Here is a 25,100-nt window from a genome sequence, read left to right on the forward strand (position 1 = left end):
GGCACGAAGGGACTTATGAACAAGCCAGTGTCCGTTATAAGCGAAAAGAGCACATCTGTGGCTGTTATTACACTTAGATAATTTGCTTGCATAGGCTTGTATTCATTTACAGGGAGCATGTCACTGCGGCGAGCGAGAAGCACAGTCCTCATTCAAAAATATTTCTAATGTTTTCGTTTTCGCTGTCGATAACCTGATGGCTGGCTGAGTGATGATTTCACTCAGCATTTATTTGTACATTTCAAACGATAAGGATATTTATGAACAAGCTTTGTGTTGCGGCGCTGTTGGCTCTGAGTTTAACCGGCTGTGCGCAGCAGACTTTCGTAATGAAACAGAATCAGGTTGGCGCGGCGACGAAAACCACCAGCCAGCCGTTCTTTGTTTCAGGTATCGGTCAGCGTAAGAGCATTGATGCGGCGCAGGTGTGCGGCGGCCAGGAAAAAGTCAGTCGGGTTGAAGTGCAGCAGACGTTTGTTAATGGCTTACTGAGCGTGGTGACGTTTGGTATCTACACGCCACGTGAAGCGCGCGTTTATTGCGCCATCTGATCATGCCTGAGGCCGGTTCGCCGGCCTCATTCTGCGCCCGTCATTAAACGATCAAGCTGCTGATAGCTGTCGCCATGTTCGCCCCATCAGACAGCCTCTGTCCCGGTAATGACACGCACGCAGGGATTAATTCACCGGGTCAGGTAGGTTGTCGCCGATCTGCGCATGGTGCGCAAGTTCATACTCGATGAACGCCTCAATCATGCTCCTGTACACCTTCGCAATAATGACCTCAGGAAGCCCTTTCTCCGCCGCGAGTCGGCAGACTTTATCAATGACCTGCTGCACCCGGTCTGGCGCGCGCACTGCGGCGTGATCGACTTTGAACGTTGCCGCAGCTTTCACACATTCAGCACGCTGAGCAATCATGCTCACCAGCTGAACATCGATCCGATCAATCTCTTTTCTGACCTCTTCAAGTGTGGCGAACATTATTTCTGCACCTGTGAACTAGTACGATAGTTCGAAAAGATACAGCATGTGTTGGCTGAAAACCAGCGGCAACGGGAAAAGGTAAGCCCGTCAGGCTTACCCCTCGTTACCCGGCTCAGGCCACGTTATTGCGTCAGCGAGAAGCCCGCGTCAAAATGGTTTGCCTTGTTATTGAACTGCTCGATCCGGGTTGCCAGCTGTGAAATATGGTCATAGCTGATGCGTTTGAAAAAATCATTATCACCGCTGTTGTGCACCAGCTGCGTGAAGGCGGATAACCAGCCGGCGCTGCTCGCTGTGGTGTCAGTGATGCTGAGCATGGCATCCCGTTCTTTCTGCGTGGCATGCTCACCGTGACTGATGCTATCCAGCTGTTGCTCAAACTGCGTGACGCCTGCCGTGTCGCCGTACTGGCGGGCGATATCCAGTGAGCGCTGGGTCAGATCCTGCAGGACAGCATCCTGTGCAGAGGCCTTATCTGACACAAATTTTTCCACTTCGCGGTAACTCTCAGCCTGCTGATCCGCAGGAACAAATCGCTCAACCAGTTTATTTAACATGCCCTGGGTGACGGCCAGATCCATTGAAAGCGTTGTGGAGTTACCGGAGCCGGTATAGGAGTGCAGGGCATCGGAAATCAGTCCGGACATATCGGTTTCAGAAAGAGAGGAGTGGGACTGTAAAGCGGAAAACCAGGTGTCGATATCGTTGGTAATGCCGTTCGTCGTGCTGCTGTTTTTTTCGATAGTGCTGTTGCGTATCTGAATCACTTCTTTCAGGTTTTTATCTATTGCCTCCTTGCTGAGCTGTGTGGTCGAAGAAGGGGCATCTGCAATCAGCCTGTTTACCGTCTCCCGGGCAAGCGGAATAGTTTTAGGCATACTCTCCTGCTTGCTGAAAACGTCACTCTCTTTAAACCCGTTATCGATTGAGCTAATCATTACTCTCTCCATGTTGTGTGAAAGAAGCCTGATAATAATATCGGGTGTTCATAAGAAAACTTGACGCTTAACGGACAGAAGAGGGAAGCAGATTTCATCTGTTCAGTCAGTGATTATCGGTGATCAACGGATAATCAGAAGGTTAACGCGTTTAAATGGCGATGTGCGGTTCAGGGACATTCGCCGAGATGATCCAGGCACCATTCCCACACCGCCTGCGCAGCCCTGCCAGGCAGATCCGTGCGTTTGCGCACCAGATAATAGTCACCTGCGCTATCGCCCGCGTCAGCCACCACAACCAGCCGACCCGCTTTGATATCGGCATGCACAAAAGCCCGGCTCGTCAGCGCCACGCCCTGTCCGGCCATCGCGGCATCCAGTGCAAGGGTGGTCTGGTTAAAGCGGGCGCCGGGCAGCTTTCCCTCCTGCTGCAGGAAGCGTGGCCAGCCGTCATGCGCGTCATGCAATAGCGGAAGCGACGCGATCTGACGGGCTGTCAGCGGCAGGCAGAGCCCCTCCAGAAGATGTGGGCTGGCAACGGCGATCAGATGCTGACGAAACAGCAGCGCGCTCTCCAGAGTCGCGGGCAGGGCGGTTCGAGACAGCCGCACCGCGATATCTACCTGATCACGGGAAAAATCGGACAGGGCCTCGGTGGCGACGGTGCGCAACTCAATGTCAGGAAGGTCTGCCTGAAGCTGGCCCAGCCGGGGGATCAGCAGTCTGGCGGCGACGGTCGGCGTCACGCTGATCGTCACCACATCCGGGCGCGCCAGCAATCGGTCCGTTGATTCGACCAGCATATCAAACGCGCGCGTCACGTCAGCAAGCCAGGCTGCCCCCTGCGGCGTCAGCGCAAGCCCGCGCGCAAGCCGGTTGAACAGGCGGATGCCCAGATGATCTTCCAGTGCGCGAATCTGCTGCGCAACCGCCCCCTGCGTGACGCCCAGCTCCGCCGCCGCCGCCCGGAAACTCAGCTTCCGGCCAGCGGCTTCAAACGCCCGCAGGGCATTCAGTGAGGGCAGACCGCGACGTGAGAGTGGCATAGTTATCCTGTAGTTTTTCTACATGCTCGGAGGTTTATTTATCGCGCGATAATACACCGCTTTCCTGCGAAGATGCGTTTTTCACAGCAAAAGGAGCAAAAGATGACCGCAGAAAAAGTCGCCATCATTACGGCTGGTGGATCGGGCATGGGCGCAGCCGCCGCGTGCAGGCTGGCGGATGAGGGATACCGCGTCGCAATCTTATCCTCTTCCGGTAAGGGCGAGGCGCTGGCGCGGCAGCTGGGGGGGATCGGTGTGACGGGTTCCAATCAGTCACAGGCGGATGTGCAGCAGCTGGTAGAGCAGGTCATGCAGCGCTGGGGACGGATTGACGGCCTGGTCAACTCGGCGGGTCATGGCCCACGAGCCGACATTCCCGATCTGACGGATGACGCGTGGCAGACAGGCATGGAGGTCTATTTCCTCAGCGCTGTGCGCATGGCGCGTCTGGTGGCGCCAATCATGGCAGCCCAGGGCGGCGGGGCCATCGTCAATATCTCTTCGGCGTGGACCTTTGAGCCGACAGAGATGTTCCCGACCTCCGCCGTGTTTCGCGCCGGTCTCGCCAGCTTCACCAGACTCTTTGCCGACCGCTATGCCGCGGACAACGTCCGGATGAACAACGTGCTGCCCGGCTGGATTGACTCGCTGCCCGCCACCGACGAACGCCGCCAGAGCGTGCCGATGAAACGCTACGGCAAGGCTGAAGAGGTGGCCGCCACGATCGCCTTTCTGCTGTCCGAAGGTGCCGCCTACATCACCGGCCAGAATATCCGGATTGATGGGGGACTGACCCGCAGCGTCTGACACGCCATTCCCACGTTCACCGCACCTTCACCCCGCCGTCACGCTGCTGTCATCTGAAGCCGTCAAGGTAACGCCATCCCGCAGTGATTTTTCACTGCGTTCCCACTCCGTAACCCGTGAGGATTTCATCGTGATGGAGTTATCCAGACATCCGACCACTGTCTACCAGGCGGTTGCCGCGCAGCTGGAGCAGGCGCTGAAAGAGCGTTACCGCTGCGGCGACTATCTGCCTTCCGAACAACAGCTGGCCGACCACTACGAAGTGAATCGCCACACGCTGCGCCGGGCCGTCGATGAGCTGGTGCAGAAAGGGCTGCTGCAACGCCGTCACGGCGTGGGCATCCTGGTGCTGATGCGCCCGTATGACTATCCGCTGCATGCCCAGGCGCGCTTCAGTCAGAACCTGCTGGAGCAGGGGAGTCACCCGACCAGCGAACGGCTGCTGGCGGTGCTGCGTCCGGCCAGCAGTGACGTGGCCAGTGCGCTGGGCGTGAAAGAGGGCGACAACGTCATTCATCTGCGCACCCTGCGCCGCGCCAACGGCGTGCCGCTCTGCCTGATTAACCACTTCCTCGCCGACCTCAGCTGGTGGCCGCAGCTTCAGCGCTTTAACAGCGGCTCGCTGCACGACTTTCTGGTGGAGCACACCGGCAAGCAGCTGGTGCGCACCCAGACCCGCATCAGCACCCGCCGGGCGCAGGCGAAGGAGTGCCGTCAGCTGGATATCGCACTCCATGCGCCGCTGCTCTGCGTGCGGACCCTGAACAAAACCGCAGATGGTGCGCTGGCAGAATACTCCGTCAGCCTGACCCGCGGTGACATGATCGAACTGACTCTGGAGCACTGATGGAACAGCAAACGGATCGCCAGCGCTGGCTGTCGGTGCTGGCACACAGCAACGCCGCGCGGCTTGAAGCGCACTGGCAGGCGCTGAATCTTCACCCCGAGTTTACCCTGATCCGCCCGGCCGAAATCGGCATGACGCGGCTGCAGGCGCGAATGGGGGCCACCGGGAAACGCTTTGTGATGGGTGATGCCACGGTGACCCGCGCCGTGGTGCAGCTGAGCGACGGCACCCTGGGATACAGCTACCTGTTAGGACGCGACAAAGCGCACGCCGAGCGCTGCGCCCTGCTGGATGCACTGTTGCAGCAGCCGGAAACCCGGCCGCTGCTGGAAGAGAAGATTATTACCCCGCTGGCGGCGTGGCGTGAAGAGCAGCGACAGCTGCGCGCGCACGAAATCGCCAGCAGCAAAGTGGATTTCTTTACGCTGGTTCGCGGAGATAACTGATGACTTTACTGGCAAGTTTTAACCACCCTGTTGCGGACGCACAGCGCGCCTTTCGCCGCATCCTGAAGGCGATGAGTGAACCGGGCGTGATGGTTTCGCTGCCGCTGCAGCAGGGCTGGGGTGCGCTCTCTCCGGCGGCCACGGCGCTGCTGCTGACGCTGGTCGATCAGGAGAGTCCGGTCTGGCTGGATGCGAAAATCGACAACGAACAGCTGCGCAACAATCTGCGCTTCCATACCGGCGCGCCGATCACCACCCGTCAGGATGCGCCTTTTGCCCTGAGCCATGCGGCGGCGCAGCCGGACCCGACGGCGTTTGCGGCGGGAGATAACCTGTCACCGGAAAAAAGCACCACGCTGATTATCGAAGTGCCCTCGCTGAATGGCGGTCTGACGCTGCGACTCTCCGGCCCCGGTCTGCGCGAAACCCGCGCCATTGCGCCGCAGCTGCCGGAGAGCGTGCTGGACTATCTGCGCACCCGGCCGCATCCGTTTCCGCAGGGGGTGGATCTCATCTTCACCTGCGGCGAAGCGATCATGGCCGTGCCGCGTACCACCGTTGTGGAGGTGTGCTGATGTATGTCGCGGTAAAAGGGGGCGAAAAAGCGATTACGCATGCCCACCAGCTGCAGGCCGATCTGCGCCGTGGCGATCGGGCCGTGGCTGAACTCGGCTGCGATCAGGTGGCGCAGCAGCTGGGTCTGGCGGTGGATCGGGTGATGACCGAAGGGGGGATGTACGATCCGGAACTGGCGGCGCTGGCGATTAAGCAGGCCAGCGGCGATCTGGTCGAGGCAATTTTTCTGCTGCGCGCCTATCGCACCACGCTGCCACGGCTGGCGGAGAGTCGCCCGCTGGCGACCGGGACAATGCGTATCGAACGCCGCATTTCGGCGGTCTATAAAGATCTGCCGGGCGGCCAGGTGCTCGGCCCGACCTCTGACTACAGCCACCGTCTGCTCGACTTCACGCTGCTGGCCAATGGCGAAACGCCTGCCGCGCCGCGGGATGATCGGCCGGTCGCGGAAAGCTGCCCGCACATGTTCAGCATGATGAGCCGCGAAGGGCTGGCGGCCGCGGAGGAGGATGACGGCAGTGAGCCGACCGATATCACCCGCGAACCGATGGCGTTTCCCGCCTCGCGCGCGGCACGGCTGCAACAGCTGGTGCGCGGCGACGAAGGCTTTCTGCTGGCGCTCGGCTACTCGACGCAGCGGGGCTATGGGCGCACCCATCCGTTCGCCGGGGAGATCCGCACCGGCTATGTCAGCGTCAGCATCTGTCCCGAAGAGCTGGGCTTTGAACTGGAGATTGGGGAAGTGCTGCTGACCGAGTGTGAGATGGTCAACGGCGTGGCCCACCGCGAAGATACCGCGCCGCACTTTACCCGGGGTTACGGGCTGGTGTTTGGCCGGGCGGAACGCAAGGCGATGGCGATGGCGCTGGTGGACCGGGCGCTGCAAAGCCGCGAACAGCAGGAGCGCATCACCAGCCCGGCGCAGGATGAGGAGTTTGTGCTGTCGCACGCCGACAACGTGGAAGCGGCAGGCTTCGTCTCCCATCTCAAGCTGCCGCACTACGTCGATTTTCAGGCGGAGCTGGCGCTGCTCAAACAGCTGCAGGATGACTATCAGGAGCGCAACCATGGCTGAACTCACGGGTTACAACAACGGTTATCTCGATGAGCAGACCAAACGCACTATTCGTCGCGCCATCCTGAAAGCGGTGGCGATCCCCGGCTATCAGGTGCCGTTTGCCGGGCGCGAGATGCCGATGCCTTACGGCTGGGGCACCGGCGGCATCCAGATCACCGCCAGTGTGATTGGCGATCAGGATGTGCTTAAGGTGATCGACCAGGGGGCTGATGACACCACCAATGCGGTGTCGATCCGCCACTTCTTTCAGCGGGTCAGCGGTGCGGCCACCACCGAACGCACCAGCGATGCCACGCTGATCCAGACGCGTCACCGCATCCCGGAAACGCCGCTGGAGGAGGATCAGATCCTGATTTTCCAGGTGCCGATCCCGGAGCCGCTGCGTTTTATCGAACCGCGTGAAACCGAAACCCGCCTCCTGCATGCGCTGGAGGAGTACGGCATCATGCAGGTGAAACTCTATGAAGATATCGCCCGCTATGGCCATATCGCCACGACTTATGCGTACCCGGTCAGGGTCAATGGCCGCTACGTGATGGACCCGTCACCCATCCCCAAATTCGACAACCCGAAAATGGACATGATGCCCGCGCTGCAGCTGTTTGGTGCCGGGCGTGAAAAGCGCATCTACGCGCTGCCGCCTTATACACGCGTCGAGAGCCTCGACTTCGACGATCACCCGTTTACCGTGCAGCAGTGGGATGAACCCTGCGCGCTGTGCGGCTCGCGCCACAGCTATCTCGATGAGGTGGTGATGGACGATCAGGGCACGCGGATGTTTGTCTGCTCCGACACCGACTTTTGCCACCAGCAGCAGGAACAGCAACATGCACAGTGAACAGCCGCTGCTTGCGGTCAGCCAGCTCACCCATCTTTATGCGCCGGGCAAAGGGTTTGAGCAGGTCAGCTTTGATCTCTATCCCGGCGAGGTGCTGGGCATCGTCGGCGAGTCCGGCTCAGGTAAAACCACGCTCCTGCAAAGCCTCTCGGCACGCCTCGCACCGCAGCAGGGCACGCTTCTCTATCAGGGGCGCAGCCTCTGGCAGATGAGTGAAAGCGAGCGCCGTCACCTGCTGCGCACCGAGTGGGGCGTGGTGCATCAGCATCCGATGGACGGCCTGCGTCCGCAGGTCAGCGCGGGCGGCAACATTGGCGAACGGCTGATGGCGACCGGCGCGCGGCACTATGGCGACATCCGCGCAACGGCGAGCCGCTGGCTGCAGGCGGTGGAGATTGACCCCGGCCGCATCGACGATCTGCCCACCACCTTTTCCGGCGGCATGCAGCAGCGTCTGCAGATCGCCCGCAACCTGGTGACGCAGCCACAGCTGCTGTTTATGGATGAGCCGACCGGCGGGCTGGATGTCTCGGTGCAGGCACGCCTGCTGGATCTGCTGCGTACCCTGGTGCGGGAGCTGAACCTGGCGGTGGTGATCGTCACCCACGATCTCGGCGTGGCGCGCCTGCTGGCACATCGTCTGCTGGTGATGAAACAGGGGCGGGTGGTGGAGAGCGGTCTGACCGACCGGGTGCTTGACGATCCTCATCATCCTTACACACAACTGCTGGTCTCTTCGGTGCTCAATTAAATGACGACTATCAATCCGCGTCTGCAGGTCGGAAACCTGTGTAAAACCTTTGTGCTGCACAACCAGAACGGCGCGGCGCTGCCGGTGCTGCACAACGCCAGCCTGACGGTGGGCGAGGGCGAATGCGTGGTACTGCACGGTCACTCGGGCAGCGGCAAATCGACCCTGTTGCGCACGCTTTACGGTAACTATCAGCCCGACAGCGGCTATATCCGGGTCGCACATCAGGGGGAATGGGTCGATATGGCGCAGGCCCCGGCGCGGCAGATTATCGCGCTGCGCCGCGACACGCTGGGCTGGGTGAGTCAGTTTCTGCGGGTTATCCCGCGCGTGCCGACGCTGGAGATTGTGATGCAGCCACTGCTGGAGCGCGGCGTCGACCGCCGGTTCTGCGAAGCGCGCGCCGCCGACCTGCTGAGCCGGCTCAACGTGCCGCAGCGCCTCTGGTCGCTGGCACCGTCCACCTTCTCCGGCGGAGAGCAGCAGCGGGTGAACATTGCGCGCGGTTTTATCGCTGACTATCCGGTGCTGCTGCTGGATGAACCCACCGCCTCCCTCGACAGCGTCAACAGCGCGGCGGTGGTGAGTCTGATTGAAGAGGCGCGCGCCCGGGGTGCCGCCATCGTTGGCATTTTTCACGATCGGGCGGTGCGCGAGCAGGTGGCCGATCGGCTGCATCTGATGCACCCCATTGAGACAGGAGCGCAGGCATGATCATCAACAATGTCAGACTGGTGCTGGAAAATGAGGTCATCAGCGGGTCGCTGGAGTTCCGCGATGAGCGTATCAGCAGCTTCAGCGAAACCCGCAGCCAGCAGCCGGGCGCGCTGGACGGCGAGGGGGCCTGGCTGCTGCCGGGGCTGGTGGAGCTGCACACCGACAACCTCGACAAGTTTTTCACCCCGCGACCCAAAGTGGACTGGCCTGCGCATTCGGCGATGAGCAGCCACGATGCGCTGATGGTCTCCAGCGGCATTACCACGGTGCTGGACGCCATTGGCGTCGGCGATGTGCGCGACGGTGGTCACCGGCTGGAAAATCTCAGCAGGATGATCGACGCCATCCGCGACAGCAACCGCAAAGGGCTGAACCGCGCCGAGCATCTGCTGCATCTGCGCTGTGAACTGCCGCACCCGACCACCGCGCCGCTGTTTGAGGCGCTGATGGGCACGCCGGAACTGGCGCTGGTCTCGCTGATGGATCATTCGCCGGGGCAGCGGCAGTATGCGTCGCTGACAAAATATCGCGAATATTACCAGGGCAAATACCAGCTGAATGACGCGGAGATGGATCAGTTTGAGCACGAGCAGCTCACGCTGGCGGCGGCCTGGTCGCAGCCCAATCGTCAGGCGATCGCCGGACTCTGCCGGGAACATGGCATCGCCATTGCCAGCCACGATGATGCCACCGCCGCGCATGTGGAGGAGTCCCATGCGGCGGGCAGCCGCATCGCCGAATTTCCCACCACCCTGGAGGCGGCACGCGCCTCGCGCTATCGCAACATGCAGGTGCTGATGGGGGCGCCCAACATCGTGCGCGGCGGCTCGCACTCCGGCAACGTCGCCGCCTGGGAGCTGGCGTCTCACGGCCTGCTGAACATTCTCTCCTCCGATTACTACCCGGCCAGCCTGCTGGATGCGGCGTTCCGGCTGGCTGAGGATGAGCGCAACACGCTCGGCACGGTGCAGGCGATTGCGCTGGTCACCTGCAATCCGGCCCGCGCGCTGGGGCTTGAGGATCGCGGGGTGATCGCCGAAGGGTGTCGCGCCGATCTGGTGCTGGCGCACACCGCACATGGCTACCCGCATGTGCGCCACGTCTGGAGCAAAGGCCGGCAGGTCTACTGATGGCGCGGCTGATCTGGCTCACCGGTCCCTCCGGCTCAGGCAAGGATAGCCTGCTGGATGCGCTGCGGGCGGCACCGCCGCCGCGCCTGCTGATCGCCCATCGCTATATTACCCGCGCAGCGGATGCGGGCGGTGAAAACCACGTGGCGCTGACCGAGGCGGAGTTCGCCCGCCGCGCGGCGCTGGGGCTGTTCGCAGTGAGCTGGCAGGCGCACGGTTTCAGCTATGGCATTGGCTGTGAGACAGAGCAGTGGCTGCTGCGCGGACAGAACGTGGTGGTCAACGGGTCGCGGCTGCATCTGGCGCAGGCGCAGGCCCGCTTCGGTCCGCAGCTGCTGCCGGTCTGCCTGCAGGTCACGCCAGCGGTGCTGGCGGCGCGCCTGCGCCTGCGCGGACGGGAAGATGAGGCGGCAATCGCCCGGCGACTGGCGCGTGCCGCCCAGCCGCAGCCCGATGGCTGCCTGATCCTTAACAACGATGGCGCGCTGGCAGAGACCGTCCGGCAGCTGCGTCAGATAGTGGAGACGGCGCAATGAAACTCACTTTTCTCGGCACCGGTGGGGTGACCGCCGCGCCGCTGCCGGGCTGCGACTGCCGTGCCTGCCAGCGGGCGCAGCGCCATAGCGATTACGCCCGTGCGCCCTGCAGTGCGCTGATTGAGACCGGGCGCGAGCGCATCCTGCTGGATGCCGGCCTGCCACTGCTGGCGTCGCGCTTTCCGCCCGGATCGCTGACGCGTATTCTGCTCACCCACTACCACATGGACCATGTGCAGGGACTGTTTGCGCTGCGCTGGGGGCGGGGGGCACCGATTCCGGTCTGGGGACCGCCCGACCCGCGCGGCTGTGACGATCTCTATAAACATCCCGGCCTGCTCGACTTTCGTCCCGCCTTAACCCCGTTTGTGGCACACGCCTTTGGCGAGTTACAGGTGACGCCGCTGCCGCTTCAGCACTCAAAGCTGACGCACGGCTATCTGTTCGACTGGCACGGTCACCGGCTCGCCTGGCTGTGTGACACCTGCGGGCTGCCCCCCGACACCGCCGACTTTCTGCGCGGTCAGCCGCTGGATCAGCTGGTGATCGACTGCAACGACCCGCCGTCTGCCAGACCGCGCAACCACAACGATGTCACCCAGGCCCTGGCCATTGTGGCGCTGCTGCGGCCGCGCCAGAGCTGGCTGACCCATCTCAGTCATGAGATGGATAACTGGCTGGCGGAAAATCCGCTGCCGGAGGGGGTGCAGGCTGCGCGTGACGGCCAGACGTTGCTGTGTGGCGCGCCCTGGCCTGTCACAGTTTGATCATCTGACTGTCATCCCGCTTTCATCGTGCCACGCCTTAATAACCGGCAGAACGCAATCAGAGATGACGGAGAACAGCATGGCACAGGCATTTCTGAAAACGGTGGTCGACCACGATCGGCCCCCGGTCAGTTTCAGCGGACAAAAAGTGTTGTCGGTGCAGGGATTGAGCAAAACCTACGGTGACACGCCGGTGCTGGATCGGGTCAGTTTCGATCTCCATGCCGGTGAGCTGGTGGCGGTGATCGGCCGCTCCGGCGCCGGGAAATCGACGCTGCTGCATATGCTTAACGGCACCATCAGCGCGACGGCGGGGGCGATTATCAGCCTGCATAAAGGGGAAGCCGAGCGTAACGTGGTCACCCTCAACAGCCGCCAGATGCGGGAATGGCGCAGCCAGTGCGGCATGATCTTTCAGGATTTCTGCCTGGTGCCGCGCCTCGACGTGCTGACCAATGTGCTGCTGGGCCGCCTGAGCCAGACCAGCACGCTGAAATCCTTTTTTAAAATCTTCTCCGACCACGACCGGGCGCACGCTATCGAACTGCTGCAGTGGATGAACATGCTGCCGCAGGCGCTGCAGCGGGCAGAGAATCTCTCCGGCGGACAGATGCAGCGGGTGGCGATCTGCCGGGCGCTGATGCAGAACCCCAGAATCCTGCTGGCCGATGAGCCGGTGGCGTCACTCGATCCGAAAAACACGACGCGCATCATGGATGTGCTGCGGCAGGTCAGCGAGCAGGGCATCAGCGTGATGGTCAACCTGCACTCCATTGAGCTGGTGAAACGCTACTGCACCCGGGTGATTGGCATCCAGCGCGGCGTGGTGCTGTTTGACGGCCATCCTTCCCGACTGACTGACAGCCTGCTGCAACAGCTGTACGGCGATGAACTTAACCAGATCCATTAACTTCCACAGCAAGAGAACAACTCCGAATGAAACTGACTTCTTTAGCACTACTGATCGGCGTTATGGCGTCGGGTGTCAGCGCAGCGGATGCGCCAAAACAGCTGAATCTGGGGATTCTGGGCGGTCAGAACGCCACCCAGCAGATTGGTGATAATCAGTGCGTGAAGACCTTCTTTGATAAAGAGCTGGGTGTGGATACTCAGATGCGCAACGCCTCTGACTATTCGGGCGTGATTCAGGGACTGCTGGGCGGCAAAATCGATATGGTGCTGAGCATGTCACCCGCCTCTTTCGCCTCGGTCTACCTGCAGGACCCGAAAGCGGTGGAGGTGGTCGGCATCGTGGTGGATGACAAAGACAACTCACGCGGCTACCACTCAGTGGTGATCGTCAAAGCGGACAGCCCCTACAGAAAGCTGGAAGACCTGAAGGGGAAATCGTTCGGCATGGCCGATCCGGACTCGACCTCCGGCTTCCTGATGCCGAATCAGGCGTTCAAGAAGATGTTCGGCGGCTCGGTGGATGACAAATATAACAACACCTTCTCCAGCGTCACCTTCTCCGGCGGCCATGAGCAGGACATTCTGGGCGTGCTGAACAACCAGTTTGACGGCGCGGTCACCTGGACCTCGCTGGTGGGGGACTATAACAGCGGCTACACCTCGGGCGCGTTTGGCCGCCTGATCCGCATGGATCACCCCGACCTGATGAAGCAGATCCGCATCATCTGGCAGTCGCCGCTGATCCCCAACGGTCCGGTGCTGGTCAGCAACAAACTGCCTGCCGACTTTAAAGCGAAAGTGGTGGCGGCGATTAAAAAGCTGGATAAAGACGATCACGACTGCTTCGTGAAAGCGGTGGGCGGTAAGCAGCATATCGGCCCGGCCACCGTTGCCGACTATCAGAGCATTATCGATATGAAGCGCGACCTGATGAAAGGCAGCCGCGGCTGACGAACCTTCCTGACTTCCCCGCCTCGCGGGGAGAGCGGGACGCGGCCAGCGTCCCGCTGCTTTCACGCCGGAGATCCCCCTTGACCGACTTCGAACACTATTACCAGCGCATCCGCCGTCAGCAAAAACGTGACACGCTTATCTGGTCACTGCTGCTGGTCACGCTCTATCTGGCGGCGGGCAGGGTGGCAGAATTTAATCTGCTCACCGTCTGGCAGTCGCTGCCGCACTTCTTTGACTACCTGCATGAGATCCTGCCGGTGCTGCATCTGCCGCTGCTGTTTGCCGACGGCAAAACAGAAGGCTCGCTGGCCTACTGGGGCTACCGTCTGCCGATCCAGCTGCCGCTGATCTGGGAAACCCTGCAGCTGGCACTGGCGGCGACGCTGCTGGCGGTGGGGCTGGCGGCAGTGCTCGCCTTTTTCGCCGCCGACAATACGCAGACGCCGGTCAGCGTGCGGATGGCGATTCGCGCCTTTGTCGCCTTTCTGCGCACCATGCCGGAACTGGCGTGGGCGGTGATGTTTGTCATGGCGTTTGGCATCGGGGCGATACCCGGCTTCCTGGCGCTGGCGCTGCACACGGTGGGCAGCCTGACCAAGCTCTTTTATGAGGCGATTGAGTCCGCGTCAGATAAGCCGGTGCGCGGCCTGGCCGCCTGCGGAGCCAGTAAACTGCAGCGGATGCGCTTTGCCTTCTGGCCGCAGGTGAAACCCGCCTTTCTCTCCTACAGCTTTATGCGGCTGGAGATTAACTTCCGATCCTCCACCATCCTCGGGCTGGTGGGGGCGGGCGGCATCGGCCAGGAGCTGATGACCAACATCAAACTCGACCGCTACGACCAGGTCAGCATCACCCTGCTACTGATTCTGATTGTGGTGTCGCTGCTGGATACGCTGTCCGGTCAGCTGCGTCGTCGTGTCACAGGAGAGCGCGCATGATCCGTTCCGTTCCCGCCATCGCGCAGCTGAAGCAGCAGCATCGCGAGCTGTTTGCCGCGCAGCCGCGCTATCTGCGTCGTCTGGCACTGATGGCGCTGGCACTCCTGCTCTACTACCTCTATTTCTTTTCGGTGTTCGGGCTGGCGGGATCGCGCCTGCTGGCGGGCTGCCAGCAGCTGGGACGCTACTTTCTGCGGATGTTTGTCTGGCATGACTTCATGAACTGGCCCTTCAGCTACTATCTGTCGCAGGTCGGGATCACCCTGGGGATCGTGTTTGCCGGTACGCTGACCGCCTCGCTGATTGCGCTGCCGCTGTCGTTCCTGGCGGCGCGCAACGTGATGCACGATCGCGCCGCGAAGCCGCTGGCGTTTCTGATGCGGCGACTGTTCGACCTGCTGCGGGGCATTGACATGGCGATCTGGGGGCTGATTTTCGTTCGTGCGGTGGGCATGGGGCCGCTGGCCGGGGTGCTGGCGATTATCCTGCAGGATGTCGGTCTGCTCGGCAAACTCTACGCCGAAGGGCATGAGGCGGTTGAACGTTCACCGGGCCGCGGGCTGGGGGCGGTGGGCGCTAACAGCCTGCAGAAACACCGTTTCGGCATTTTCACTCAGTCCTTTCCGCAGTTTCTGGCGCTGAGCCTCTATCAGATCGAGTCCAACACCCGCTCTGCGGCGGTGCTCGGCTTTGTCGGCGCGGGCGGGGTAGGCCTGGTCTACGCCGAGAATATGCGGCTCTGGAACTGGGATGTGGTGATGTTCCTGACGCTGATACTGGTCGGGGTGGTGATGGTCATGGATATCATCTCCAGTCGCCTGCGCAAACGCTATATCACCGGGAAGCCGGTGCCGCTGTGGCAGCCTGCTGCGCGCGATTAAGCCGTTCGCTGCGCTGCCAGGCGCGCTGTAACGCCTGCACCAGCTGCGCCTGCTGCCAGGGTTTGCCCAGCCGCTCACACAGCGGCAGCGTGACCGGCTGGTGGCGCAGATCCTGACCGCTGATTAACAGCGTGGCGAGATGCGGCCAGTTCTGCTGTGCCTGACGCACCACCTCCGCGCCGTTGATCTCGCCGGGCAGCATCAGGTCGCTGATCAGCAGGTCGATATCGGGTGTCTGGCGCAGCAGCGCCAGCGCCGCTTCACCGTCGCCACACTCCAGCGTCAGATAGCCCAGCTGGTGCAGATGTTCGCACAGGGTCTGCCGCACCGCCGGTTCATCATCCAGCACCAGCACCAGCCGGTTGCTGGCCACCGCCGGCAGGGCTGGCGGGGGAGGCGGCGCGACCGCTGCGGCGACCGCCTCCTGCGCGCGCGGCAGCAGAAGGCGCACCGTGGTGCCCTGGCCCGGCGCGGTTTCCAGCTCGATCTGACCGCCCGACTGCCGGACAAAACCGTAGACCATTGACAGGCCCAGCCCGCTGCCGCTGCCGGTGGCCTTAGTGGTAAAAAAGGGCTCGAAAACCTGTTCACGCACCTCCGCCGACATGCCGCAGCCCGTGTCAGTCACCTCAATTGTGACCCGGTCACGTTTTTCACTCCCCTCGATCCGCCGCTGATTCCAGATGCGCAGCCGGATTTCGCCGCTTTGCTGCTGCATCGCATCACGGGCGTTGACCACCAGGTTCATCAGCGCATTCTCCAGCTGACCGGCATCGATCCATGCGGGCCAGCCGGGACGCTGCGCATCGATAATCAGCTGCTGTCCGGGCAGCAGCGAGTGCTGTAATAATCCCTGCAGGTTGTCCACCAGCGTGACCACCGACACCGCGCGCGGAAACAGCGCCTGCTTACGTGAAAAGGCCAGCAGCCGCTGGGTCAGCTGGGCGGCGCGGTCGGCAGCCTGGCGCGCCCGCTCAATCCGGCTGGCGAGCGGGCCGGGCATCAGCTGCCCTTCGGTCAGCGCCAGGCTGCCGATAATCACCGCCAGCAGATTGTTGAAGTCGTGCGCCAGGCCGCCGGTCAGCTGGCCCACCGCCTTCATCTTCTGGCTGTGCTGCAGGGCCTCTTCCAGCGTTTTGCGTGAGGTGCGATCAAGGACGGTGTTCACCATGCCGCGCCGGGGGATCGGGCTGAAGCGCAGCTCCAGCGTCCGGCCATCGGCCAGCCGGATCTCCTGCGGTTCGCCGGGATCGTGCAGATCCCCCGCCAGCGGAGCCAGCAGCTGCTGATAGTGGACGCCGCGATGGAGCTCCCGCGGCGAGATGCCGAGCAGTTCGGCATACTGCGCGTTCCACACCACCAGCTGACCCTGATGGTCAAACAGGGCAAAGCCGTCGCGCATCGCCAGAAAGGTGGACTCCAGCTGGCTGCTCTTCTCTTTCAGCAGACGTGAAGTGTGCGCCAGCGAGGCGGTATTGCGGGCAAAGACGTTGAAGGCCCGCGCCAGTTCGCCCAGTTCGTCGCGGCGCTGCAACCCCGGCACGCCGACGTTCTGCTCACCCTGCGCCAGCCGCGTCATGGCAGCGGCAATTGCCGTCAGGCTCGACCCCAAATTGCGGTAGATGTAGATCCCGGCATAGCCGGTGATCGCCAGCGCCAGCAGCACGAAAAGGGCGATAAAGCCGATGATGGAGTCCAGCTCGCGGTGGGTCGCCAGGGTTCGCGCTTCGCTCTGCAACGCCACCTGCTGCACCGAGGCACTGATATCCTCATTCAGCATCGCCACCAGCGCCTTAATCCGGTAGGTGGCGTAGGCGATCGCCAGATCGCTCTGTTCCAGCGCCTCCGCCAGCGGCAGCAGGCGCTGCTGGGTCGCCAGCAGTCGCGCAATGTTCTCGCCGGTGACGCCCGTCAGCGGCACGCTGCGCCACTGCGTCATCACCTGCTGCAGTTGCTCAATCACCGCAATCGGTGAGGGCGTACGGATGGCGATGCTGAGCAGCCGCTCAGTCTGCTCGCGCAGTGCGCTATCCGGCGCGCGCTGCGATTCCCGCTGCAGCCGCTGACTGATGTGGCCGAGCAGAATCTGCGACTGCCACAGGTCACTCAGCATGTTATTGCGCTGCAGGTGACGCTGATGGCCGGTGAGCAGCAGGCGGTTAATCGTCTGCTCCAGCTCCAGGCTGCGGGCGCGGATGCGGGCGATGCGCTCCGGCTGCCGCGCGGCCAGCGGGGCGCTGGCGAGCAGGCTCAGCGACTGCTGCAGCGCCTGCTGATTCTGCTGAAGCCGCTGTGATTCGCTCTGATACTCCAGCGCGCCCACCACCTGCGACAGCCGCACGGCTGCCGTCGCCACATTGGCGGTATCACGCGCCAGCGCCAGACTGCCGTTCATGTCCGCCAGCGTCTGCGCCTGTGCCTGCTCCTGAATCGTACCGGCATGGCGAAAACCGACGATCGCCACCACGCTGACCATCAGCGTCACGGCGACCACCAGCAGATTGAACATCAGCAGGCGGCCCCGCGCGCCAGCCTGCCACGGATAGGTGCGCTGCATCCCACCCCCTCTTTATCACGGCAACGATGGGCCGAGTATAGGAGCGGGCAGCCGGGTGAATATGACAAATATGAATGGCCGCTGACATTTTCCGTTTATCTGGCGTTGCTTAACTGACGGCTATCCACAGTCCGCAGGAGCGAGGCGATGACAGCCACACCGATACTGGAAATGCGCGGCATTACCCGGCGCTTCGGCAACTTTTACGCCCTGAAGGGGGTGGATCTCACGGTCTGGCCCGGCGAGGTCCATGCGCTGATGGGGGAGAATGGCGCGGGCAAAAGTACCCTGATGAAGATTCTGGCCGGGGCCTACAGCGCCAGCGGCGGAGAGATTTTGATCGAAGGCGAACCGCGGGCGCTGAAAGGGCCGAAAGCGGCGCTGGCCGCCGGGATCACCCTGATTTACCAGGAGATTAACCTGGCCCCCAACCTGACGGTGGCGGAAAACATTTTTCTCGGCAGCGAAATCGCCCCCGGCGGGCTGGTGAAGCGGCGGCAGATGGCGGAGGAGGCGCAGCGGGTGATTGACCGGCTCGGCGCGCAGTTCAGTGCCTGGGATGTGGTCAGCCGCCTCAGCATTGCCGAGCAGCAGCAGGTGGAGATCGCCCGGGCGCTGCAGCGTAACAGCCGCATCCTCGTGATGGATGAGCCGACCGCCGCGCTCTCAAACCGCGAAACCGAACAGCTTTTCGCGCTGATCAAACGGCTGCGCAGCGAGGGGATGGCGATTATCTACATCAGCCACCGTATGGCGGAGGTGTATGAGCTGTCGGATCGCGTCAGCGTGCTGCGCGACGGCGAGTATGTCGGCAGCCTGACGCGCGATCAACTCAACGCCAGTGAACTGGTGCGGATGATGGTCGGACGACCGCTCAGCGATCTCTTCAATAAAGACCGGTCGATTCCGCTGGGTGATATCCGGCTGGCGGTGAATCACCTGACCGACGGCGGCAAAGTGCACCCCAGCAGCCTGGCGGTGCGCGCCGGTGAGATCGTGGCGCTGGCGGGGCTGGTCGGTGCAGGCCGCAGCGAGCTGGCGCAGCTGATCTTCGGCGTGCACAAGCCGAAGGAGGGCGAGATCTGGATCGACGGCGAGAAGGTCACCATCCTCTCACCGCGCGATGCGATTGCGCGCGGCATCGGTTTCCTCACCGAGAACCGCAAAGAGCAGGGGCTGTTTCTGGAGATGGCGGCGCAGGAGAACATCGTGATGGCGACGCTGGAGCGGGATGCCAGTTACGGCATGCTCAACCGCCGCAAAGGGCAGACCATCGCAAGCGAGGCGATCGCCTCCCTGAATATCCGCGTGCCGCATGCGCAGGTCCGGGCCGGCGGCCTCTCCGGGGGGAATCAGCAGAAGCTGCTGATCTCACGCTGGGTGGCGATTGGCCCGCGCATCCTGATCCTGGATGAACCGACGCGCGGCGTCGACGTCGGGGCCAAAAGCGAGATCTACCGCATGATGCAGGAGATGGCGCGGCAGGGCGTGGCGATTCTGATGATCTCCAGCGAACTGCCGGAAGTGGTCGGGATGAGCGACCGCGTTTACGTGATGCACGAAGGCACCATCGTCGGTGAGCTGGAGGGCAGCCACATCAGTCAGGAAAATATTATGACGCTGGCAACCGGTGCGCACAGCGCAGCAGCAGGCGAAATCTGAGGAGATCACCATGACACAACTGGCCCGCACCCCCGCGCCCACGCTGAAACGCGCCCTGATGGGCGATCTGCTGCAGACGGTAGGGATCCTGCCGATTCTGATCCTCATCGTGGCGGTTTTTGGCTTCGTTACCCCCAACTTCTTTACCGAAGCGAACCTGCTGAACATTACCCGTCAGGCGTCGATCAATATCGTGCTGGCGGCGGGGATGACCTTTGTCATTCTCACCGGCGGCATCGACCTGTCGGTGGGGTCGATGCTCGGCACCACGGCGGTGGTGGCGCTGGTGGCCTCGCTCGACCCGATGCTCGCTTCCATGACCATTCCGATGGCGCTGGGCGCGGGTCTGGTGATGGGGCTGTTCAACGGCGTGCTGGTCGCCTGGGCCGGACTGCCGCCCTTTATCGTCACCCTCGGCACCTACACCGCCCTGCGCGGCGCGGCCTACCTGCTGGCGGATGGCACCACGGTCATCAACTCCGACATCAATTTTGAGTGGATTGGCAACGGTTACCTCGGCCCGGTGCCGTGGCTGATTGTGATTGCCTTCGCGGTGATCGCCCTCTGCTGGTTTATCCTGCGGCGCACCACGCTGGGCGTCCATATCTATGCGGTCGGCGGCAACATTCAGGCGGCACGACTCACCGGCATCAAGGTGGGCGGGGTGCTGCTGTTTGTCTACGGCATGAGCGGCCTGCTCTCGGGGCTGGGCGGTCTGATGAGCGCCTCCCGTCTCTACAGCGCCAACGGCAACCTCGGCGTCGGCTATGAGCTGGATGCGATTGCCGCGGTGATCCTGGGCGGCACCAGCTTCGTCGGGGGCATCGGCACCATTACCGGCACCCTGATTGGCGCGCTGATTATCGCCACGCTCAATAACGGCATGACGCTGATGGGCGTCTCCTACTTCTGGCAGCTGGTGATCAAGGGCGCGGTGATCATCATCGCCGTCCTGATCGACAAATACCGTACCCGTCATCATGTGAGTTAAGGCTGAAAGGCGGAGGCGCGATGTCGCCGCCGTCTCTGTAAAAACGCCATTAAGCGGTTGGCACTCTGATAACAGCAGGAGAAGGTCTATGCGTTTTAATCCGATTGTAACCGGGCTGCTGGCGGCAACGCTGTTCAGCGCCGGGCTGGCTCAGGCAAAAGAACTCAAATCCATCGGCGTCACGGTCGGCGATCTGGCTAACCCCTTCTTCGTGCAGATCACCAAAGGGGCGGAGATGAAGGCGCGTGAGCTGGCGGGGGACAAGGTCAACGTGACGCTGGTCTCCAGCGGCTACGATCTCGGCCAGCAGGTGGGGCAGATCGATAACTTTATTGCGGCAAAAGTGGACATGATTATCCTGAATGCCGCCGACTCGAAAGGCATTGCCCCGGCGGTGAAGCGGGCGCGTGATGCCGGTATCGTGGTGGTGGCGGTCGACGTGGCGGCCGATGGGGCGAATGCGACCATTACCTCCGATAACACCCAGGCGGGCGCGATGGCCTGCAAATATATCTCTGACCGCCTGAAAGCGAAAGGCAACGTGGTGATCATCAACGGCCCGCCGGTGTCTGCGGTGCAGAACCGTGTTGAAGGCTGCATGAACGAACTGAAAACCCATCCCGACATCAAGCTGCTCTCTTACAACCAGAACGCCAAAGGCAGTCGCGAAGGGGGACTGGAGGTAATGACCGGTCTGCTCTCCGCTAACCCCAAAATCGATGCGGTGTTTGCCATTAACGATCCCACCGCCATCGGCGCGGATTTAGCCGCGAAACAGGCGCAGCGCAGCGAGTTCTTTATCGTCGGCGTCGATGGATCGCCGGATGGTGAAGAGGCGCTGAAGCGCAAAAACTCCCTGTTTGTCGCGACCCCGGCGCAGGACCCGCAGGTGATGGCGGCGAAGGCGGTGGAGATTGGCTACGACATTCTGCAGGGCAAACCGGCACCCGAAAAGCCGGTGCTGATCCCGGTGAAGCTGATCGATCGTGACAACATCGGCAGCTATCAGGGCTGGACGGTGAAATAGGCGCAGGGCGGCGCCTCCGGGTGCCGCTTCAGACGGCTGACAGCGTGACTCTGGCAGCAACGCATGACTTCATCGCGCAGGGAACACGGGCCGAGGAGGAAAGCGTCACGCGCCAGCTCTGTCTTACCGCTAACCGGAGCAGACTTTGTCAGCACCCTCAGGAGGCCACCATGCAACGTTCAGAGGTCAACCACTACCTGCAGCAGACGCGCGAATTTTTCCGCCAGCAGGATGTGCATCTGCCGCCGTGGGCCGATTTCGGATTACGTCAGTGGCGGGCGCAGTCACCTGAAGCGATGGCGGAGATTCTGGCACTGCGGCTGGGCTGGGATCTCACCAGTTTTGGCGCGGACGACTTTCAGCAGACCGGGCTGACGCTGTTTACGCTGCGCAACGGTTCGCCCGGCGGACAGCCGTGGCACAAACCCTATGCGGAGAAGATCCTGCACGTGCGCGACGGGCAGCTGACGCCGATGCACTATCATCCGCGCAAAATGGAAGACATCATCAATCGCGGCGGCGGGAATCTGATTGTAGAACTGCATAACCGCGACGGCGCGGCACTGGCTGACTCGCCGGTCACGGTATCGCTGGATGGTCTGCGCCAGACCCACGCTGCGGGTTCGCAGCTGCGGCTCTCACCGGGTGAGAGCGTGACCCTTGAGGCGGGCCTCTGGCACAGCTTCTGGGGCGAACCGGGTTTTGGCGACGTGCTGGTGGGCGAGGTGTCGATGCCCAATGATGACGAAAACGACAATGTGTTCCTGACGCCACTGGCCCGCTTCAATCCGCTTGAGGAGGATGAGGCGCCGCGCTGGCTGCTCTGTAATGACTACGCCCGCGGCTTTACCTGACCCTCCCGGACGCTGATCATCCCTTCGCATGGTCTCCGGGATCGGACTGCCTCATCTTTCTTATACTGCGGGCAGGCGGTTCACCAGACAGCCGTGCGTACTCGCGCGTAAACTGCGTCAGACTTTCATCGCCCACATCCGCCGCCACGGCAGCGACATTGCCGGAGCGCAGCGCGATTCAGGCGATCTGGCTGGTGCGCGGGGCGGTTTCAGGTTTCATTACGTCAGCCGAAAAGACATAGCCCAGCCCGCGAATGGTGCGGATCAGATCGGGCTGATGCGGGTTGATTTCGATTTTGCGGCGCAGGCGCATGATCAGCACGTCGATGGTGCGGTCAAACACATCCAGACTTTCGCTGTGGGTCAGCTCCAGCAGCTGATCGCGGGTCAGTACCTTGCGGGCGTGACGCACCAGCGCCCGCAGCAGGCTGAACTCGCCCTGGGTCAGCGGCACCAGCTCGCGCTGCGGATTGAACAGCTGGCAGCGACTGTCGTCCAGCTGCCAGCCGCCGAATCGCCAGCCCGCCGGTTCCGGTTCGCTCTGGACAGGGCGTCCGCCGCGCCGCAGGGCCGCCCGGGTGCGTGCCACCACCACGCGCGGATTAAAGGGTTTGGCGATGTAATCATCGGCACCCATCTCCAGGCCGACCACCATCTCCGCTTCGGAACCCATACCGGTCAGCATGATCACCAGCACCTCGGGGCGCTGACGCTGCAACTGCTGCAGCACCAGCAGTCCGTTGGTGTCGGGCAGCATCATATCGAGCATCACCAGCGTGATTTCCGGGTGCGTGCTGAGCATCAGCAGCGCCTCTTTTCCCTGATGACAGCAGTAGACCTTTAACTGATGTTCACCTAACGCATCCTGCAGGACGTCGCAGACAGCAGGATCATCATCCACCACCAAAATCGCTGGCTTCATGGCGCGGCCTCAATGTTACGAAAGAGTTAATTCAGGAGTCTACACAGGCCAGAAAAGTGCGCTGAGGCAGCGTGCTGAAACGTGACACGCCTCGCCCGTGAGTGTGCGGAAGCGTGCGCTGGCGCAGAGTTTTGCGGGGGTGGCACAGGGAGGCAGGAAAACGATTGCGCATCATCGGTGCATTGCACCATAATCGCGCCTCGTTTTGGTTCGGAATTCTCTGAGGCGCATCCGGCTCTGCCAGGTAATCGATTGCGTCGGCAAGTGGCATGGCAATTGCTTTGGGCAGTGGGTCAGTCAGGGATTTCAGACGATTCCGGCAGGTCAGTATGCAGCGGCCGGTATCCGCGTCCCGAAAACAGAATAATCAGCATGCAACCCCCTTTGGCAAGCGAGACCCACACCGGTGCGGTCTCCTGTATCGAGAGATGATGATGTTAGAAAAACTATTCAAACTCAAAGCGCATAACACGACGGTTCGTACCGAGATTATCGCCGGGATTACCACCTTCCTGGCGATGGCCTATATTCTGTTTGTTAACCCGAGCATTCTGGGTGCGACCGGCATGGATAAGGGCGCCGTATTTGTCGCGACCTGTCTGGCGGCGGCGATTGGCTGTGCGCTGATGGGGCTGATCGCTAACTACCCGATTGCACTGGCACCGGGCATGGGGCTGAACGCCTTCTTCACCTATACCGTCGTACTGCACATGGGCTACACCTGGCAGATTGCGCTGGGTGCGGTGTTTCTCTCGGCAGTGATTTTCTTTGCGATGTCGCTGTTTAAAATCCGTGAGTGGATTATTGCCAGTATTCCGCTGCCGCTGCGCGCGGGGATTGGTGCCGGTATTGGCCTGTTTCTGGCGATCATTGCGCTGGAAGGCGCAGGCATTGTGGTTGATAACCCGGCGACGCTGGTGGGCATTGGCGATCTGACAAAACCGGGTCCGCTGCTGGCGATGCTTGGCTTTGTGGTGATTGTGGTGCTGGAAGCGCGTCGCGTGACCGGTGCCGTGCTGATCGGTATTCTGCTGGTGACCTTTATCTCTATGGGCATTGGCCTGTCGCCGTTTGCCGGAGTCTTCTCTGCACCACCATCGATCGCACCGACCTTTATGCAGCTGGATATCGCTGGCGCGTTTAACGTCGGCCTGGTCAGCGTGATTTTTGCCTTCCTGTTTGTGGATGTGTTTGATAACACCGGCACCCTGTTGGGCGTCACCAAACGCGCCGGTCTGGCGGATGAGCAGGGTAACGTGCCGAAGATGGGCCGTGCGCTGATTGCTGACAGTGCGGCTGCGCTGTTTGGTTCGCTGCTGGGCACCTCAACCACCACCAGCTATGTGGAGTCGGCGGCGGGCGTGAGTGCGGGTGGCCGCACCGGCCTGACGGCGATCGTGGTCGCCGTGCTGTTCCTGCTGGCGCTCTTCTTCTCGCCGCTGGCCTCCAGCGTGCCGGTCTATGCCACCGCGCCCGCGCTGCTGTTTGTGGCCGTGCTGATGACATCCAGTCTGGCGGATATTGACTGGAAAGATATCACGACTGCTGCCCCGGTGACGGTTACTGCGCTGACCATGCCGCTGACCTATTCCATCGCCAACGGTATCGCTTTTGGATTTATTACCTGGACGCTGGTGAAGCTGCTGAGCGGTCGCGCCAGAGAGGTCAATGCCGCGCTGATTATCCTGTCGATTCTGTTTGTGATTAAGCTGGGCTGGCTGAGCGCCTGATTGTGGCCTGGCGGCGGGGGACGTTTCACCTGGCGGTGGGGAGTTATTACCTGGCGGTGGGCTGGCTCTGAGAGGGTTTCGCCTGTCGGGCATAGGAGAGTTATTACCTGGCGGTGGGGTGCTCTGAGAAGGTTTCGCCCGCCAGGCGTGAGGGAGTTTCAGCCTGCCCGTGCAGGCGGACGCGTCAAGGGGCGGACGCCCGCCCCTTA

26 protein-coding genes are annotated in these 25,100 nt (G+C 61.9%); 21 read left to right on the forward strand and 5 right to left on the reverse strand.

What is annotated here, in order from left to right; translation table 11 throughout:
• The first annotated feature begins 260 nt into the window (after positions 1 to 260).
• Positions 261 to 551 (forward strand): Bor family protein, encoded by a 291-nt coding sequence (locus HFD92_RS20530; protein ID WP_009089453.1) that lies wholly within the window; start codon positions 261 to 263, stop codon positions 549 to 551.
• Positions 552 to 677: 126 nt separating this feature from the next.
• Here the strand turns inward: HFD92_RS20530 and HFD92_RS20535 are convergent, their stop codons facing one another.
• The 3 genes from HFD92_RS20535 to HFD92_RS20545 all read right to left on the reverse strand — a co-directional run bounded on the left by HFD92_RS20535 (position 678) and on the right by HFD92_RS20545 (position 2,970).
• Positions 678 to 986 (reverse strand): chorismate mutase, encoded by a 309-nt coding sequence (locus tag HFD92_RS20535; RefSeq protein ID WP_167429626.1) that lies wholly within the window; start codon positions 984 to 986, stop codon positions 678 to 680.
• Between the two features lie 122 nt (positions 987 to 1,108).
• Positions 1,109 to 1,924, reverse strand: a complete 816-nt coding sequence (locus tag HFD92_RS20540) for a hypothetical protein (protein ID WP_009089456.1) — start codon at positions 1,922 to 1,924, stop codon at positions 1,109 to 1,111.
• Between the two features lie 170 nt (positions 1,925 to 2,094).
• Positions 2,095 to 2,970: a LysR substrate-binding domain-containing protein gene (locus HFD92_RS20545; RefSeq protein WP_167429616.1), complete on the reverse strand. Its 876-nt coding sequence runs from the start codon at positions 2,968 to 2,970 to the stop codon at positions 2,095 to 2,097.
• A gap of 102 nt (positions 2,971 to 3,072) precedes the next feature.
• On the opposite strand from HFD92_RS20545, the gene HFD92_RS20550 reads away from it, so the two are divergent.
• The 15 genes from HFD92_RS20550 to phnE (HFD92_RS20620) all read left to right on the forward strand — a co-directional run bounded on the left by HFD92_RS20550 (position 3,073) and on the right by phnE (HFD92_RS20620) (position 15,148).
• Positions 3,073 to 3,777 carry an SDR family oxidoreductase gene (locus HFD92_RS20550; protein WP_046102127.1) on the forward strand — a complete coding sequence of 235 codons (705 nt, stop codon included), beginning with the start codon at positions 3,073 to 3,075 and terminating at the stop codon, positions 3,775 to 3,777.
• Positions 3,778 to 3,910: 133 nt separating this feature from the next.
• Positions 3,911 to 4,624 (forward strand): phosphonate metabolism transcriptional regulator PhnF, encoded by a 714-nt coding sequence (phnF, locus tag HFD92_RS20555; RefSeq protein WP_009089462.1) that lies wholly within the window; start codon positions 3,911 to 3,913, stop codon positions 4,622 to 4,624.
• Positions 4,624 to 5,070: a phosphonate C-P lyase system protein PhnG gene (gene phnG / locus HFD92_RS20560; RefSeq protein ID WP_167429617.1), complete on the forward strand. Its 447-nt coding sequence runs from the start codon at positions 4,624 to 4,626 to the stop codon at positions 5,068 to 5,070. The genes phnF and phnG overlap by 1 nt, the downstream gene beginning before the upstream one ends.
• Entirely contained in the window at positions 5,070 to 5,645 is a 576-nt protein-coding gene (gene phnH / locus HFD92_RS20565; RefSeq protein WP_009089466.1) for a phosphonate C-P lyase system protein PhnH, read from the forward strand. Before phnG ends, phnH begins: the two co-directional genes overlap by 1 nt.
• Entirely contained in the window at positions 5,645 to 6,721 is a 1,077-nt protein-coding gene (locus HFD92_RS20570) for a carbon-phosphorus lyase complex subunit PhnI (protein WP_167429618.1), read from the forward strand. The genes phnH and HFD92_RS20570 overlap by 1 nt, the downstream gene beginning before the upstream one ends.
• The gene (locus HFD92_RS20575) at positions 6,714 to 7,562 is read left to right on the forward strand and encodes an alpha-D-ribose 1-methylphosphonate 5-phosphate C-P-lyase PhnJ (protein ID WP_009089470.1); all 849 of its coding nucleotides are present in this window, start codon (positions 6,714 to 6,716) and stop codon (positions 7,560 to 7,562) included. Before HFD92_RS20570 ends, HFD92_RS20575 begins: the two co-directional genes overlap by 8 nt.
• Entirely contained in the window at positions 7,552 to 8,313 is a 762-nt protein-coding gene (gene phnK / locus HFD92_RS20580) for a phosphonate C-P lyase system protein PhnK (RefSeq protein WP_167429619.1), read from the forward strand. The genes HFD92_RS20575 and phnK overlap by 11 nt, the downstream gene beginning before the upstream one ends.
• The gene (gene phnL / locus HFD92_RS20585; RefSeq protein WP_111208191.1) at positions 8,314 to 9,027 is read left to right on the forward strand and encodes a phosphonate C-P lyase system protein PhnL; all 714 of its coding nucleotides are present in this window, start codon (positions 8,314 to 8,316) and stop codon (positions 9,025 to 9,027) included.
• Positions 9,024 to 10,160, forward strand: a complete 1,137-nt coding sequence (gene phnM, locus HFD92_RS20590) for an alpha-D-ribose 1-methylphosphonate 5-triphosphate diphosphatase (RefSeq protein WP_167429620.1) — start codon at positions 9,024 to 9,026, stop codon at positions 10,158 to 10,160. The genes phnL and phnM overlap by 4 nt, the downstream gene beginning before the upstream one ends.
• Positions 10,160 to 10,696 (forward strand): ribose 1,5-bisphosphokinase, encoded by a 537-nt coding sequence (gene phnN, locus HFD92_RS20595; RefSeq protein ID WP_150029786.1) that lies wholly within the window; start codon positions 10,160 to 10,162, stop codon positions 10,694 to 10,696. The genes phnM and phnN overlap by 1 nt, the downstream gene beginning before the upstream one ends.
• Positions 10,693 to 11,463, forward strand: a complete 771-nt coding sequence (phnP, locus tag HFD92_RS20600) for a phosphonate metabolism protein PhnP (RefSeq protein ID WP_046102121.1) — start codon at positions 10,693 to 10,695, stop codon at positions 11,461 to 11,463. Before phnN ends, phnP begins: the two co-directional genes overlap by 4 nt.
• Positions 11,464 to 11,542: 79 nt before the next feature.
• A complete protein-coding gene (gene phnC / locus HFD92_RS20605) occupies positions 11,543 to 12,373 on the forward strand; it encodes a phosphonate ABC transporter ATP-binding protein (protein WP_167429621.1) in 831 nt (276 codons plus the stop codon).
• A gap of 26 nt (positions 12,374 to 12,399) precedes the next feature.
• Complete coding sequence (gene phnD / locus HFD92_RS20610; RefSeq protein WP_167429622.1) at positions 12,400 to 13,326, forward strand: phosphonate ABC transporter substrate-binding protein; 927 nt, start codon at positions 12,400 to 12,402, stop codon at positions 13,324 to 13,326.
• Positions 13,327 to 13,406: 80 nt separating this feature from the next.
• Positions 13,407 to 14,267 (forward strand): phosphonate ABC transporter, permease protein PhnE, encoded by an 861-nt coding sequence (gene phnE / locus HFD92_RS20615; protein ID WP_046102120.1) that lies wholly within the window; start codon positions 13,407 to 13,409, stop codon positions 14,265 to 14,267.
• Positions 14,264 to 15,148: a phosphonate ABC transporter, permease protein PhnE gene (gene phnE, locus HFD92_RS20620; RefSeq protein WP_167429623.1), complete on the forward strand. Its 885-nt coding sequence runs from the start codon at positions 14,264 to 14,266 to the stop codon at positions 15,146 to 15,148. Before phnE (HFD92_RS20615) ends, phnE (HFD92_RS20620) begins: the two co-directional genes overlap by 4 nt.
• On the opposite strand, the gene HFD92_RS20625 is transcribed toward phnE (HFD92_RS20620), so the two are convergent.
• Positions 15,102 to 17,705, reverse strand: coding sequence for an ATP-binding protein (locus tag HFD92_RS20625; protein ID WP_167429624.1), 2,604 nt, complete (start codon positions 17,703 to 17,705; stop codon positions 15,102 to 15,104). The two genes, phnE (HFD92_RS20620) and HFD92_RS20625, sit on opposite strands and share 47 nt — an antisense overlap.
• A 147-nt stretch (positions 17,706 to 17,852) precedes the next feature.
• On the opposite strand from HFD92_RS20625, the gene HFD92_RS20630 reads away from it, so the two are divergent.
• From HFD92_RS20630 to HFD92_RS20645, 4 genes are all read left to right on the forward strand, one after another.
• Positions 17,853 to 19,367, forward strand: a complete 1,515-nt coding sequence (locus HFD92_RS20630; RefSeq protein WP_111208198.1) for a sugar ABC transporter ATP-binding protein — start codon at positions 17,853 to 17,855, stop codon at positions 19,365 to 19,367.
• Positions 19,368 to 19,377: 10 nt separating this feature from the next.
• A complete protein-coding gene (locus HFD92_RS20635) occupies positions 19,378 to 20,358 on the forward strand; it encodes a ribose ABC transporter permease (RefSeq protein ID WP_009089493.1) in 981 nt (326 codons plus the stop codon).
• An 88-nt stretch (positions 20,359 to 20,446) separates the two neighbouring features.
• Entirely contained in the window at positions 20,447 to 21,385 is a 939-nt protein-coding gene (locus HFD92_RS20640) for an ABC transporter substrate-binding protein (RefSeq protein ID WP_046102116.1), read from the forward strand.
• Between the two features lie 170 nt (positions 21,386 to 21,555).
• Entirely contained in the window at positions 21,556 to 22,239 is a 684-nt protein-coding gene (locus HFD92_RS20645; RefSeq protein ID WP_167429625.1) for a D-lyxose/D-mannose family sugar isomerase, read from the forward strand.
• A gap of 178 nt (positions 22,240 to 22,417) precedes the next feature.
• Here the strand turns inward: HFD92_RS20645 and HFD92_RS20650 are convergent, their stop codons facing one another.
• Entirely contained in the window at positions 22,418 to 23,161 is a 744-nt protein-coding gene (locus HFD92_RS20650; RefSeq protein WP_009089499.1) for a response regulator, read from the reverse strand.
• Positions 23,162 to 23,592: 431 nt separating this feature from the next.
• Between HFD92_RS20650 and HFD92_RS20655 the strand changes: the two genes are divergently transcribed.
• Complete coding sequence (locus HFD92_RS20655) at positions 23,593 to 24,891, forward strand: NCS2 family permease (RefSeq protein ID WP_219854812.1); 1,299 nt, start codon at positions 23,593 to 23,595, stop codon at positions 24,889 to 24,891.
• Positions 24,892 to 25,100 lie beyond the last annotated feature (209 nt).

Source organism: Pantoea sp. EKM101V (assembly GCF_011800325.1).
Taxonomy (GTDB): Bacteria; Pseudomonadota; Gammaproteobacteria; order Enterobacterales; family Enterobacteriaceae; genus Pantoea; species Pantoea anthophila.